Origin of the sequence: Sphingobium psychrophilum (assembly GCF_012927105.1) — a bacterium.
GTDB classification, from domain to species: Bacteria; Pseudomonadota; Alphaproteobacteria; order Sphingomonadales; family Sphingomonadaceae; genus Sphingobium; species Sphingobium psychrophilum.
Genome location: NZ_JABBFV010000012.1, coordinates 80,611 through 94,772 on the forward strand (window position 1 = coordinate 80,611; position 14,162 = coordinate 94,772).

Annotated in this window: 14 protein-coding genes; 4 read left to right on the forward strand and 10 right to left on the reverse strand. The window is 64.0% G+C overall.

Annotation, left to right across the window (positions count from 1 at the left end; all coding sequences use genetic code 11):
• Positions 1–9: 9 nt before the first annotated feature.
• From HHL08_RS16285 to ccmC, 8 genes are all read right to left on the reverse strand, one after another.
• Positions 10–1,938: a potassium transporter Kup gene (locus HHL08_RS16285; RefSeq protein WP_169574120.1), complete on the reverse strand. Its 1,929-nt coding sequence runs from the start codon at positions 1,936–1,938 to the stop codon at positions 10–12.
• Positions 1,939–2,060: 122 nt separating this feature from the next.
• Positions 2,061–2,705, reverse strand: coding sequence for a tetratricopeptide repeat protein (locus tag HHL08_RS16290; protein WP_169574121.1), 645 nt, complete (start codon positions 2,703–2,705; stop codon positions 2,061–2,063).
• Complete coding sequence (locus tag HHL08_RS16295) at positions 2,702–3,112, reverse strand: cytochrome c-type biogenesis protein (RefSeq protein WP_169574122.1); 411 nt, start codon at positions 3,110–3,112, stop codon at positions 2,702–2,704. Before HHL08_RS16295 ends, HHL08_RS16290 begins: the two co-directional genes overlap by 4 nt.
• Positions 3,109–3,636: a redoxin family protein gene (locus HHL08_RS16300; RefSeq protein ID WP_206377923.1), complete on the reverse strand. Its 528-nt coding sequence runs from the start codon at positions 3,634–3,636 to the stop codon at positions 3,109–3,111. Before HHL08_RS16300 ends, HHL08_RS16295 begins: the two co-directional genes overlap by 4 nt.
• A complete protein-coding gene (locus HHL08_RS16305) occupies positions 3,633–5,561 on the reverse strand; it encodes a heme lyase CcmF/NrfE family subunit (protein WP_169574124.1) in 1,929 nt (642 codons plus the stop codon). Before HHL08_RS16305 ends, HHL08_RS16300 begins: the two co-directional genes overlap by 4 nt.
• Before the next feature lie 133 nt (positions 5,562–5,694).
• Complete coding sequence (gene ccmE, locus HHL08_RS16310) at positions 5,695–6,141, reverse strand: cytochrome c maturation protein CcmE (RefSeq protein ID WP_169574125.1); 447 nt, start codon at positions 6,139–6,141, stop codon at positions 5,695–5,697.
• A complete protein-coding gene (locus tag HHL08_RS25965) occupies positions 6,138–6,272 on the reverse strand; it encodes a hypothetical protein (RefSeq protein ID WP_268932723.1) in 135 nt (44 codons plus the stop codon). The genes ccmE and HHL08_RS25965 overlap by 4 nt, the downstream gene beginning before the upstream one ends.
• 1 nt (position 6,273) lies before the next feature.
• Positions 6,274–6,999 (reverse strand): heme ABC transporter permease CcmC, encoded by a 726-nt coding sequence (gene ccmC, locus HHL08_RS16315; RefSeq protein ID WP_169574126.1) that lies wholly within the window; start codon positions 6,997–6,999, stop codon positions 6,274–6,276.
• Between the two features lie 203 nt (positions 7,000–7,202).
• Between ccmC and purF the strand changes: the two genes are divergently transcribed.
• Together purF and HHL08_RS16325 are read left to right on the forward strand one after the other, a co-directional pair.
• The gene (purF, locus tag HHL08_RS16320) at positions 7,203–8,663 is read left to right on the forward strand and encodes an amidophosphoribosyltransferase (protein ID WP_235955095.1); all 1,461 of its coding nucleotides are present in this window, start codon (positions 7,203–7,205) and stop codon (positions 8,661–8,663) included.
• Between the two features lie 86 nt (positions 8,664–8,749).
• Positions 8,750–9,469 carry an SDR family NAD(P)-dependent oxidoreductase gene (locus tag HHL08_RS16325; RefSeq protein ID WP_169574128.1) on the forward strand — a complete coding sequence of 240 codons (720 nt, stop codon included), beginning with the start codon at positions 8,750–8,752 and terminating at the stop codon, positions 9,467–9,469.
• A 254-nt stretch (positions 9,470–9,723) separates the two neighbouring features.
• Here the strand turns inward: HHL08_RS16325 and HHL08_RS16330 are convergent, their stop codons facing one another.
• Complete coding sequence (locus HHL08_RS16330; protein WP_169574129.1) at positions 9,724–10,986, reverse strand: SAM-dependent methyltransferase; 1,263 nt, start codon at positions 10,984–10,986, stop codon at positions 9,724–9,726.
• A gap of 49 nt (positions 10,987–11,035) precedes the next feature.
• Positions 11,036–12,412, reverse strand: coding sequence for a cryptochrome/photolyase family protein (locus HHL08_RS16335; protein WP_169574130.1), 1,377 nt, complete (start codon positions 12,410–12,412; stop codon positions 11,036–11,038).
• Between the two features lie 247 nt (positions 12,413–12,659).
• Between HHL08_RS16335 and HHL08_RS16340 the strand changes: the two genes are divergently transcribed.
• Positions 12,660–13,145 carry an RNA pyrophosphohydrolase gene (locus tag HHL08_RS16340; RefSeq protein ID WP_169574131.1) on the forward strand — a complete coding sequence of 162 codons (486 nt, stop codon included), beginning with the start codon at positions 12,660–12,662 and terminating at the stop codon, positions 13,143–13,145.
• A gap of 54 nt (positions 13,146–13,199) precedes the next feature.
• A complete protein-coding gene (locus tag HHL08_RS16345; RefSeq protein ID WP_169574132.1) occupies positions 13,200–14,108 on the forward strand; it encodes a DUF481 domain-containing protein in 909 nt (302 codons plus the stop codon).
• The last annotated feature ends 54 nt before the right edge of the window (positions 14,109–14,162 follow it).

Consider the following 14,162-nt stretch of genomic DNA (forward strand, 5'->3'; position numbering starts at 1 on the left):
GCGCCCTTTTCATATCTCGACCTGGCTGCCTAGTTCCACGACGCGGTTGGTGGGCAGTCGGAAAAACTCCATCGCGCTTTCCGCATTGCGCAACATCCAGGCGAAAATCTTCTCCCGCCACAACGGCATCCCTGGCTTGGCCGATGGCAGCAGGGTCTGGCGGGCCAGGAAGAAGCTGGTGTCCATCATCTTGAACGCCTGCCCGCAACCGGTGACATTCTTGAGCGCGGCGGGAACGTCGGGTTCCTGCATGAAGCCATATTGCAGCACCATGCGGAAGAAGCCCCGGCCCAGATCCTCCAGCTTGCACCGGCCGTCATCCTCGACCACCGGCACGTCCCTGATCTTGACCGTCAGCAATATGACCCGCTCGTGCAGCACCTTGTTGTGCTTGAGGTTGTGGAGCAGCGCATGGGGCACGCCATCGGGCGTTGACGTCATGAACACCGCCGTGCCGGGCACCCGCACCGCGCTATTGGCGGCGGACGCGACGAAAACGGGGATCGGCATCGCCGCTTCCCGCAGACGGTCCTGCACCAGGCGGCGGCCACGCGACCAGGTGGTCAGCAGGGTGAAGATGACGAAGCCGATCAGCAGCGGGAACCAGCCGCCGTCCGGCACCTTGGTCAGGTTCGCCGCCAGATAGGCGCCGTCCACGAGGTAGAAGATCGCCAGCACGGGCGCTGCATAATACCATTTCCAGTGCCACAGGCGGTACAGCACGACGGTCAGCAGCACATTGTCGATGAACATCGCGCCGGTCACCGCTATGCCATAGGCCGCGGTCAGGTTGGACGATGTCTTGAACGTCAGCACCAACAGGATCACCATCACCATCAAACCCCAGTTGATGAGGGGGATGTAGATCTGGCCCGCGGTCGATGCGCTGGTATGTTCGATTCGCAGGCGTGGCATGAAACCCAGCTGGATCGCCTGTTGCGTCACGGAAAAGGCGCCGGAAATCACGGCCTGCGATGCGATAATGGCGGCGAGCGTCGCCAGCACGATCAGCGGCAATTGGCCCCATTGCGGCGCCAGATTATAGAAGGGGCTATGCAGCGCGGCGGCACCCTCACGGAACAGCAGCGCGCCCTGCCCCATATAGTTCAGCATCAGCGCGGGCAGCACGAAGGCGAGCCAGGACACACGGATAGGGTTGCGGCCGAAATGGCCCATATCGGCATAGAGCGCCTCGGCCCCCGTCACCGCCAGCACGACCGACCCCAGCGCCAGGAAGGCCGGCAGCGGATCGGTGACAAAGAACATCACCGCCCAATAGGGGTTGAATGCGAAGAGGATGCCCGGCGTCTTGATGATCGAAAGGACGCCCAGCGCCGCGATCGTCACGAAATAGAGCAGCATGATCGGGCCGAAAAAGGCCGCGACCTTGTTGGTGCCCAGCCCCTGAATCCAGAACAGGCCGACCAGGATGACCACCGCCACCGGCAGGATCACGGGTGCCAGGTTTGGATTGTAGACGGTAAGCCCCTCGACCGCCGACAGCACGGACACAGCCGGGGTAATCATCGAGTCGCCATAGAAAAGCGCGGTAGCGAATACGCCCAGCAGCACGATACCGCGTGACCATCGCTGCGTCTTGGTCTGGCCGTTGATCAGCGCCAGCAACGCCAGGCTGCCGCCCTCGCCCTTATTGTCGGCGCGCATGATGATGCTGACATATTTCAGCGTCACCACCAGCATCATCGACCAGAACATCAGGCTGATGACGCCCAATATATGATCGGGGTCCAGCGTCAGCTTGTGATGGCCGGCGAAAGTTTCGCGAAAGGCGTAGAGCGGACTGGTGCCGATGTCTCCGAACACGATACCGATCGCGCCGACCACCAGTTTCAGCGTAGCCTTCTGCCGCGCATGACCATGACCGCCCTGATCCTCGTCATCGGAAGCCGGGGCAGTATTGGGAAGGAGGTCAGCCATGAAGGATCATGCTCTTATCGACACCCATAGGGGGGCGACGGCGGAATAGTCCGCTTGTCCCCTGTAAACCGCCGCGCCCTATCATGGCTCCGGGGGGCGCGCAATGCGAACGCTGCACTGCATCATGGCCGGGCCGGAGCACCCGCCGCCAACATCGAATCGATACGCGCGATATTGGCCTCCAGTTCCGCTTTCACCTTGCTCCCGGTCGGCGCGCTGGCGGCCAGCGGTGCCCACAGGTCGCGCGCCGCGTGCAACTGGCCATTGCGGGCCAGCGCCAGGCCATAGAAATAGCGTGGCGCCGGCCCTTCCGGGTCCAGCGTCAGCGCACGGCGATAGGCAAAGTCCGCGCCGGGCGACACCACGCCGTCGGCATGGGCGACCAGCGCATTGCCGAGCCCCAGCCAGAGATTGGGATCATTGGGCGTCGCGCGCAGGCCAGACAGCAGCACATTGGCCGCCTCGCGAGTCTTGCCCTGTCGACCCAGGCCATCGGACATCATCAGCCATTGGCCAGCCGGGCCATAGCGTTCGGCCAGCCCGCGGCGTTGTTCGGCCAGCTTCTCGTCGAACTTGTCGCCCGCGCTCTCCCTGCTGGCGCGCGGCGCGCCTGCCACCCCCGGATTACCCTGCCAGGCATAGCCGGCCAAGCCCAGCAGCAGCGCCGCCGCGCTGATCTCCCGCGTCGATCGCGGAATCCGGCCAATCACCAGCAAGGCGATAAATCCGACAGCGGCGAGTGCGAAGGCGATGAACCAGCCGGTCATGCCCGTTTCCTCCGTTTGATCCGTCCACGCAACAGCAGCAGGCCCAGGCCCAGCAGCAGCACCGGCGCAGCCCAGAGCGGCCACAGGATCGGCGCGGCGGTCGGTTCATAGCTGACCCAGTCGCCATAGCGGGCGATCAGCCAGTCGCGGATCGCTTCGGGCTGCTCGCCCGCCATAATCCGCTCGCGAATCTGCGATCGCATGTCGCCCGCCATGCTGGCGCCGGAATCGGCGATCGACTGGCTTTGGCATGTCAGGCAGCGGATGGTTTCCATCAGCGCCTTCGCCTTGCGCTCCAGCGCCGGGTCGGCGATCTGCCGGTCGGCATAGGGGGCAGGCGGCAGCGCGGTCTGCGCGCCAAGCGGCGTGACGAACAGCGCGAGCATAAGGGCGACGATCAGCCTCATTGCGCGTCCTTCAGCTTTTGCAGGATCATCGGCACGTCGTCGGCGCGGATGTCGCCGATATGCTGATGGGCGATCCGCCCCCGGCCATCGATCACGAAGGTTTCCGGCACGCCCGACGATCCGAGCGCCATCTGCACCGCGCTGCGGGCGTCCAGGCCGATGCGGGCATAGGGATTGCCGTTGCGTTTCAGGAAGGCGTCCACATCCGGCCGAGCGTCGCGGATGGCGATGGCGTCGATCTGCGCCCCGGCTTGTCGGAGCGCTTCGAGTTGCGGCGCTTCGGCGGCGCAGGGCACGCACCAGCTGGCGAAGATGTTGAGCAGCCGCGGCTTGCCGGTGGCGAGTTGGGCGCTGGTCAACGCCGGACGGTCGCTGGCCGCCGCGGGCAGGCTGAAGGCCGGGAGGGGCTGGCCGACCAGACGCGAATGAATGACGCGATCGTCGGGCTTGAACAGGCCGCTGGCGAACAGGCCAATGAAGCCCAGGAACAGCGCCAGCGGCAACCAGATCAGCAGCCTCCTCATCGCCGCGCCTCCCGCGCCCGCCATTTCATCAGCCAACCGCGCCGTTCGCGACCGACCAGCGCCAGCGCGCCGCCCAGCGCGATCATGATGCCGCCCAGCCAGATGAGCGTAACGAACGGCTTCCACCAGATGCGCAATTGCCAACGGCCGCCCTCCACTTCCTCGCCCAGCACGACATAGAGCTGGCCGTCCCAGCGGGTCAGCAGGGCCGCTTCGCTGGTCGTGGTCGGCGGTGAGGCGAAGAAGCGCGATTGCGGGCGGATCAGCACCGAAGACCCGCCGCGGCTGGCATCCATGTCCGCCTGCAACGCGGTCCAGTTGTCGCCCGCGATCGGTATGATCTGGCGGAAGCGGAGCGACCAGCCGGCTGTCTGGATCATGTCGCCGGGACGGGCGGCCACCAGCTTTTCGACCGTGAAGGCCGAATCGCAGGCCATGCCCGCTAGGCTGACCGCGCAGCCCAGATGGGCGACGACCATGCCATAGGTGAAGAGCGGCGTGCGCAGCAGCTTGCGCTTCCACAGCGGAGCAAGGCTGCTGACGCCCACCGCGACCGCGATGACGAGGCCGAGGAAGGGCAGGATGCCGATGCGACCCCAGGCGAAAAGAGACAGCGAGATGGACACCAGTAGCGCGATGCACAACGGGATCAGCAATCGTTTTCCAACAGCCCGCGCCTGATCCTTGCGCCAGCGGGTGAGCGGCCCCGCCGCCATCGCCACCATCAGCGCCAGCGCGATCGGCCCGGCGATCCGGTCGAAATAGGGCGCGCCGACCGACACTTTATGGCCGAAGGCCTCGGTCATCAGCGGATAGAGGGTGCCGATCAGGACCAGGCCCAATATGACCGTCAGCAGCAGATTGTTGACCACCAGCATGGTTTCGCGGCTGACCAGTTCGAACGGCGCGCCTTCACGTACCGATCCGATCCGCCAACCGAACAGCGCCAGTGCGCCGCCGATGTAGAGGGCGAGCAAGCCCAGGATGAAGCTGCCCCGCGTCGGATCGACGGCGAAGGCGTGGACGCTGGTCAATATGCCGGAGCGCACGAGGAAGGTGCCGACCATCGACATGGAGAAAGCGACCACCGCCAGCATCACCGTCCAGGCGCGCAAGGCGTCGCGGGTGGCCAGCACGGTGACGCTGTGGAGCAGCGCCGTCGCCGCCAGCCATGGCATCAGCGACGCATTCTCGACCGGGTCCCAGAACCACCAGCCGCCCCAGCCCAATTCATAATAGGCCCAATAGCTGCCCGCCGTGATGCCCAGCGTCAACAGCACCCAGGCCCCAAGCACCCATGGCCGCATCGCGCGGGCGAAGGCGGCGTCGACCTGCCGCGTGAGCAACGCGCCGATGGCGAAGGAGAAGGCGACCGACAGGCCGACATAGCCCAGATAAAGCGTAGGCGGGTGGAAGGCGAGGCCGGGGTCTTGCAGCAGCGGGTTCAGCCCCTGCCCATCCGCCGGTGCCGGATCGATCCGCGCGAAGGGATTGGAGGAGAAAAGGAGGAAGGCATAAAAACCGAGCGAAATCGCGGCCTGCCCCCCCAACGTCGCCATATGGGCGTTCCGCTGCAACGCGCGCTCGAACAGGGCTACGGCTGCGCCCGCCACGCCCATCACCGTCACCCACAGCAGCATCGAGCCTTCATGATTGCCCCAGGTGCCGGCGAATTTGTAGAGCCACGGCTTCATCGAATGGCTGTTGGTGACGACCAGCAGCACCGACATGTCTGAGCGCAGGAACAGCGTGATGAGCGACGCAAAGGCGATCGCGGTCAGCACGCCCTGCGCCACGGCGGCCGGACGGACGGCGGCGAGCAGGTCGGGCTTGCCGCCCTTGAGGCCCGCAAAGGCCAGGACGAGTTGGAGCAACGCTAGCGACGCGGCGAGCCAGAGCGCGGCGAGGCCGGTTTCGGCGATCATGGATGCGATGCCACGGCAAAACCACCCGTCATCCCCGCGAAGGCGGGGATCCATCTCCAGACCTCTGCACCATCAGGCACCGTCAGGAGATGGTTTCCCGCCTTCGCGGGAATGACGAAAAGGAAAAGAGCGCTCACCGTTCCGCCTTCATCTCATGCGTGCTTTCATTATAATTCATGCCTTCCAGTTCGCGGGGCATGTAGCGTTCGTCATGCTTGGCGAGCAGGTTGGTAGCGACGAAAGTGCCTTTGGCATCGAACGATCCCTCCGCCACGACCCCGCTGCCTTCCTTGAACAGGTCGGGCGCGATGCCGCTGAAGGTCGCCGGGACGGTCGCCTTGCCGTCGGTTACGTCGAACCGGATGGTGACGCCGTCGGCCGCGCGCTTGAGGCTGTTCTTGACCACCATGCCGCCCAGCCGGACGGCCTTGCCCGGTTCGACACCCTTCGTCCTGACGTCGTTGGGCGCGTAGAAATAAGCGGCCTCATCTTTGAGCGCCGATGCCGCGAGCAGCCCCGCCCCCACCAGCGCCACCAGCGCCGCGAGCGCCAGAATGAGTCTTTGATGTTTCGCCTTCATGTCCGGTCAGACACCTGATCGGCCCGCTTTTCAGCGCCACGCATCGCGCGCCAACTGACGACACTAACAATCGCCGTGCCCGCCAGCGTCACCGCATAAGCGGCGATCACAAAAGCCCATTGGTTCATCATTCTAACCTCTGGCCAGACGCTGCATCCGCGCCTCGACCTTGTTCTGCGCCAGGATCGCGCGCATCCGCATCAGCACGATCGCGCCGAACAACAGGGTGAAGCCCAGCAATGTCAGGCCGAGCGGCCAAAGCAAAGATCCGTCGATGCTCGACCCGCGCAGGGTGATGGACGGGCCCTGGTGCAGGCTGTTCCACCACACCACCGACCGATTGATGATCGGAATGTTGATCGCGCCGACCAGCCCGAAAATGGCGGTGACATTGCTGACGCCGCCTTGCTGCGCCTGCCGGGCGCTGGCGTTACCCAGCGCGATATAGCCCAGATAGAGGAAGAAGAGGACCAGCATCGACGTCATACGCCCGTCCCATTCCCACCACGTCCCCCAGGTCGGACGGCCCCAGATGGAGCCGGTCATGAGACAGATGGCGGTGAACAGCGCGCCCGGCGCGGCGATGGCGCGCCCGGCGACGGCGGCGAGCGGATGCTTCCAGACCAGTTGCATAAGTGCGGCGATCGCGATCCCGCTCCAGCCGCCCATGCCAAGCCAGGCGGCCGGCACATGGATATAGAGGATGCGCACCGTCTGCCCCTGAAGATAGTCGGCCGGCGTCACGAACAATCCGCAGGCCGATCCGGCGAGCAGCAGCAGCAGGCCGGGCCAGAACAGCCAGCCCGTCAGCGGACGCGCGATCTTCAGAAAGCGGGCGGGATTGGCGAAGCGGTGCATCAGGGCTGCGTCTTTAGCCGGGCGCGCAAGGCAACGCCAGTGGGGCATTTTGCCGATAGCAAAGCCCGCAAAACGCAGTCTTACCTCGGCCCATCACGCTTTTTTATGACAGGAGGGCGACAAAGCGGACGGAAGTCCCTATATGCGCGCCCAAAGACGGCCCTTGGGGCATGTCAGGAACGGCTATGGAACCGCTCGCACCCATGATTACGACAAACCCCTTCGACGACGACAAGTTGCGCGAGGAATGTGGCATTTTCGGTGTTTCCCGCGCGGAAACGGCGTCTGCCATCGTCGCGCTTGGCCTTCACGCCCTGCAACATCGCGGGCAGGAAGCCGCAGGCATCACCAGTTGGGACGGGCATGATTTCCATACCCACCGGGCGATGGGCCATGTGGCCGGCAATTTCGACCGGGACGAGGTGATTCGCGGCCTGCCCGGCGATACCGCCTGCGGCCATGTCCGCTATTCCACCACCGGCGAAACGTCACTGCGCAACGTCCAGCCGCTTTATGCGGAACTGAACTCCGGCGGTTTCGCCATTGCCCATAATGGCAATATCTCCAACGCGATGAAGCTGCGCCGCGAACTGATTCGCCGTGGCTCGATCTTCCAGTCGACCTCCGACACCGAAGTCATCATTCATCTGGTGGCGACGTCCAGCTATCGCACCCTGCTCGACAAGTTCATCGATGCGTTGAAGCAGGTCGAGGGCGCTTATTCGCTGATCGTGATGACGCCTGAAGGCATGATCGCCTGCCGCGACCCGCTGGGCATCCGCCCGCTGGTGATGGGCACGCTGGGTGAAACGACCATCTTCGCGTCGGAAACCGTCGCGCTCGACGTGGTGGGTGCCGACTATGTCCGCACCATCGATCCGGGCGAACTGGTGATCGTCACCAACGAAGGCGATATCCGGTCGCACCGCCCCTTCGGCGATGTGCATCCGCGCCCCTGCATCTTCGAGCATGTCTATTTCAGCCGTCCCGATTCGATCGTCGACGGCTCCAGCGTCTATTCGGTGCGCAAGGCGATCGGCGCGCAATTGGCGATCGAAAATCCGGTGGATGCGGATTATGTGATCCCCGTGCCCGACAGCGGCGTGCCCGCCGCGATCGGCTATGCCCAGCAATCGGGCATCCCGTTCGAACTGGGCATCATCCGGTCGCATTATATCGGCCGCACCTTCATCCAGCCGGGGGACAAGGTCCGCCATCTGGGCGTGAAGCTGAAACACAACGCCAATCGCGCGCTGATCCAGGGGAAGAAGATCGTGCTGATCGACGATTCGATCGTGCGCGGCACCACCAGCTTGAAGATCGTGCAGATGATGCGCGAAGCTGGCGCGGCGGAGGTCCATATGCGGATCGCATCGCCGCCAACCCGGCATAGCTGCTTCTACGGCGTCGATACGCCCGAACGCACCAAGCTGCTGGCGCACAAGCTGGACGTGGGCGGGATGCAGGATTTCATCCATGCCGACAGCCTGTCCTTCATTTCGATCGACGGCCTGTACAAGGCGCTGGGCGAAGCCAAGCGCGCCGACATCCGCCCGCAATATTGCGACGCCTGCTTCACCGGCGATTATCCCACGATGCTCACCGACCAGGATGACGTGGTGGTGACCAACCAGCTGGAACTGCTCGCAGAGCGCGTGGTCTGACGGCCCTGGGCGGTTCCTGACCGGGCCGCCCATTCCCTTTCATCCTTCATGCGGTTCCGATTGCGATCGGGACGACTAGGAATATCATGTCCGACCTTCCTCTTCCTGGCCCACTTTCCGGCAAATTGGCGCTCGTCACTGGGGCGAGCCGCGGCATCGGTGCCGCTACGGCCGAAGCGCTGGCCGCGGCGGGCGCGCATGTCGTACTGACCGCGCGGACCACAGGCGGACTGGAAGAGGTGGAGGATCGCATCCATAAGGCCGGCGGCCATGCGACCATCGCGCCGCTCGACCTGACCGATGGCGAGAGCATCGGCCGGCTGGCGCAGGCGATCGGGGGTCGCTGGCAGGCGCTCGACATTCTCGTGCTCAACGCCGCGACGTTGGGCGCGCTGGCCTCCGTCCCGGCGATCGACGCCAAGGAATTTGCCCGGCTGTTGACGCTCAACATCGCCGCGCCGCAGGCGCTGATCGCCGCCTTCGACACCATGTTGCGCGCCAGCGGCGATGCGCGTGTGGTGGCGCTCACCTCCTCGGTCGTGACACCCCGCGCCTATTGGGGTGCCTATGGCGCGTCGAAGGCGGCGCTGGAAACGCTGGTCGGGGCCTATGGCGAGGAGATGAAGAACATCTCCGCCATCCGCACCCATATCGTCGATCCGGGCGCGACCCGCACGGCGATGCGCGCCCGCGCCTTCCCTGGCGAAGATCCGGCGAGCCTCAAGGGGCCGGAGGTCGTGGCCAGCGCGATCGTCGATCTGGTGACGGCGGATACGCCGACCGGGCACAAAACTCGGGTTGAATAAAAAGAGGAGCGAGTAAAACTCGCCCCTCTCATTCAGAGATCGCGATCCAGCAGCAACGAACATCGATTTTGCGTCACTGAAGAGAAAGCTTCGGAGATAAAAATGTTCAGCGTTTCACAACCTATCGAACGCCTTGCAATCGCTCGTCAGGTGCAGGTCTAAATCGCAGCAAGGTACGTCGATTTTGATCTGCCTAACGAGTATGGAAGAATCGCAAATCAGGCACAATAGAAAAATGCCTGAACATCGATTATCTAGTTTTTGACCAGCGTCACCTGCGCTACGTCGATGCCGCCACCGCGAAAACCGCCTTCGCAATACATCAAATAATAGCGCCATAAGGCCACGAAATGCTGGTCGAAACTGGCGGGCAACTGGCCTTCCTCGATCGCCCGGTCGAACCGCTCGCGCCAGCGGCGCAGCGTTTCGGCATAGTCCTGGCCGAAACGGCGCACGTCGTGCCATTCCAGCCCCTGCTGCTCCGCCAGCGCACGAAAACGGCTTTCCGACATCAGCATCCCGCCGGGAAAGATATAGGCCTGGATGAAGTCTGCGCCGCGGGCATAGCGTTCGAAAATGGCGTCATCGATCAATATATATTGGATCGCGGCCTTGCCGCCGGGCTTGAGCAACCGATGGATAGCGGCGAGATAGGCGGGCCAATAGGCTTGTCCCACCGCCTCCACCATCTCGACGCTGGCGATGGCGTCATATTGGCCCTGCGCATCACGATAGTCGGTCAGCAAAATCTGCGCGCCCGATCCCAGTCGGTCGCGGGCATAATCGGCCTGTTCGGTCGACAGGGTCAGTCCACTATAGGCGATCGCGCACCGCTCCATCGCCTGCTCGGCCAGCCCACCCCAACCGCAGCCGATTTCCAGCAGCGACGCGCCGTCCGTCAGGTCCAGCCGGTCGAGAACCGCATCGACCTTGCGCCGCTGCGCCTGCTCGAAATCCTCATGTCGATCCGCAGAATTAAGGAACAAGGCACTGGAATAATGCATAGTTTCATCCAGCCAGAGCCGGTAGAAATCATTCCCCAGATCATAATGATAGGCGATGTTGTGCCGCGATCCGGTTCGGCTGTTACGCCGCAGCCAATGCGTCGCGCGCCCGATCCAGCGCACCGGACCCCGCGGCCGCGCCGCCTGCCCAAGTGCCGCCGCGTTGCGCATGAACAGGGCGAAGAGCGGCACCGGATCGGGGCTGGCCCACTCCCCCGCCGCCCAGGCGCGATACCAGCCGGCCGATCCGCCCACAGCCAGCCGCACCAGCGCCCGCCAGGAACGCAGGTCCACCTCGCAATGCGGTCCCGGCACCCGGCCGCCCAGCAGGCGGCGCGTACCGTCGGGGAGCGAGGCTTGCAGTCCGCCTTCCGCCAGACCCTGATCGATCCGGTCGAGCAGACGATGGAACAGCGGCGCCAGCGCGCGCGACGCCAGGCCGGGTGCGCCCGACCGCGGCGGATGCTTGACTGATAATGCGCGCCGGCCGCGCCGGGGAGTGATAGCGTTCATGACGCCAATCCTGCCGCAAGCCGCCCGTCGCTGCAATCACCCGCTGCAATCACCCCTTGCTATGACGATAGGCAGCCAATGCCCGTTCGCGCCCCTCGCGATGGTCGATGATCTTGGCAGGATAGGCGGCCGGGCGTGCACCATGGGCATCGGGATCATGAATCGCCCCGTCGGGCAGGCCCGCCAGTTCCGGCACCCAAGTCCTTATATAGTCGGCCGCGTCGAACTTGTCGGACTGGGTCAGCGGCGCCATGATTCGCGTGAACAGATTGGCGTCCACGCCGCTGCCCGCGACCCATTGCCAATTGACGCTGTTATTGGCGTAATCGGCGTCGACCAGCGTGTCCCAGAACCAGCGCGCCCCATGCCGCCAGTCGATCAGCAGGTGCTTGATGAGGAAGCTGGCGGCGATCATGCGCACGCGGTTATGCATCCAGCCGGTCGTCCACAGCTGCCGCATGCCAGCGTCCACGATCGGATAGCCGGTCCTGCCCGTCTTCCACGCGGTAAAATCGCCCCCCGCCTCCCGCAGGTCGCGCCACGCCAGCGCATCGAAATCCCGTCGCGCATTTTCGGAGCCATAGACGGGCAATTCGCAAATCTGGACATGCGCATAATCGCGCCAGATCAGTTCCTTGAGGAAGATCGTTGCATCATGGCCTGAAGATTCGATCCGGTGCCACAAATAGGCCGGGGACACTTCCCCGAAATGCAGATGCGGCGACAGGCGCGACGTCCCCTCGATCGAGGGCAGGTTGCGGGCGGTCGGATAATCGCCGACCTCGTCCAGAAAATCCGCGACATTGGCGCGCGCGCCCTGCTCGCCCGGCGTCCAGTCCGCCGCGAAGCCCTGCGCCCAGTCCGGCTTCGTCGGCAGCAAGGCCCAGTCTTCCAGCGAATCGCTCGTCGGCCAGTGCGCCGGCCCGTCGATCCGATGCGGCGCAGGATGCGGCGCGGCGGGAGGCATATGCTCCATCACCGCGCGGGAAAAGGGCGTGTAGATGCGATACATGCCGCCCGCCCCGGTCCGCACCGCCCCCGGCGGCAACAGCAGGCCGCCGTCATGCAGGCAAAGGTCGAGCGTCTTGCCCACCGCCTTTTCCGCGTTACGCCACCAAGGTTCATAATGACGCAGCGCGTGGACGCGCGACGCCCCCGTTTCCTCCGCCAACGCAGCCAATATCTCCGCGCTGCGCCCGCGCCGCAGGATCAGGCGCGATCCTTTGGCGCGCAGGCTTTCATCCAGCCGCGCAAGGCTATGGTGCAGCCACCAGCGCGCCGCGCCACCCATCGCCCACTGGCGCGGGGCTTCATCATCCAAAATATAGACCGGTATCACTGGCCCTTCGCTGACGGCGGCGGCTAGCGCCGGCTGATCGGACAGGCGGAGATCCTGGCGGAGCCAGAGGATAAGGGGGGCAGACATATCGAGGCAATGCGCCGCACCGTCGCCGGTTCCAAGCGGCTATTGGGGCATATTGCCTTCATCCCATCGTTCATCGCCTTTTCCAACGTCTCACCACAAATCGACAGGCGAATGATTCGACCGATGGACGCGGAGCCTTCCGCTGCCTATTCTGACCCAAGCGTCGGGAAGCGGCGCCAATGGCGGTCTTTGCGGCGAACAACGCCCGAAACCGGAATCTTTTGGGCCGAAATCTTTTGGGGATCACATGGCTTCGATGCCGAACGATACAGAATTGCCATACCGCCCCTGCGTCGGGATCATGCTGGTGAATATGGACGGCAAGGTGTTCGTCGGCCAGCGCCTGGATAATGTGGTCGAAGCGTGGCAGATGCCGCAGGGCGGGATCGACGAAGGTGAGGAGGCCAAGGCGGCCGCGCTGCGCGAATTGCAGGAAGAAACCGGCATCCGCCCCGACCTGGTCGAGATCATCGCCAAGGCGAAGGACGAGCATTTCTACGATCTGCCGCCCGAACTGGTCGGCAAATTATGGGGCGGCAAATATCGCGGCCAGCGCCAATATTGGTATCTCGCCCGCTTCATCGGCCAGGACGGCGATATCGATATCCAGACCAGACACCCGGAATTTCGGGAATGGAAGTGGGCGGCCCCCGACACGCTGCCTGACCTGATCGTGCCATTCAAGCGCAAGCTGTACCGCGACATATTGCAAGAGTTCCGCGCGCTTATCTGAACGGACTGGCGTTTGGGGGCTTAAAATCCCCGGTCGGTTGGCTATGACGGGGCTATGCATGCCCGCCTGATCCCCCTGTCGTTGCTGATCGCCGCCCTGCCCGCCACGGGCCAAGCGGCCGAATCGGCGCTGTTGCCGCCGGCCGTCCGCGAGATGATGGAGGCGGCGATCGCCAACGGCAATGAAACGGACATCGCCACCGTTTCCAAAATCGCCAAGCAGACCAACCCCGGCTCGTCCGATGAAATCCAGCGCATGGTCAACAGCTGGAAGGAACGGACCAAGGCGACCCACGACACGGTGATTCGCGAGGCGCGCTTCAACGAATTATGGACCGGCCGGGTCGAAGCGGGCGGATTTCGATCGACTGGTTCGACCAGCGAACTGGGCATAACCCTGGCGGCCACAGCGACTCGCGCCGGGCTGCAATGGTCGCACAAGCTGACCGCCGCCGCCGATTATCGCCGTGCCAATGGCGTCACCTCACGCGAACGCTATTTTGCGGGTTACGAACCCAAATATGAATTTGATCCGCGCGGTTTCATCTATGGCTTGGCGCAATTCGAACGGGACACGTCGATCGGCTATGACGAGCGCTACACCACATCGGTCGGCGTCGGTTACAAGCTGATCGTCAGCAAGCCGGTCGATCTGTCGGCCGACATCGGTCCATCCATCCGCCACGTTAAATATATGATCGGCGAGCGGGAAACCAAATTGGGCGTCCGCGGATCGATGGCGCTGGCCTGGCGCGCGACGCCGACGCTGACGTTCAAGCAGACCGCATCGGGCTATGCCGAAAGCGACGTCTATACGCTCAACGCCCTGTCCTCGGTCGAAACCAAGGTCAGCACGCGGCTGTCTGCGGCTTTCTCCTACAACGTCCAATATGAATCAGAGACATTGCTCTCGACCCGCGACCTCGACACGCTGAGCCGTTTGACCTTGACCTATGATTTCTGAACCACGCAATTTTATTGCGGGGGTGGAGACGCGCGCGGCGCTCTGATAGATCAG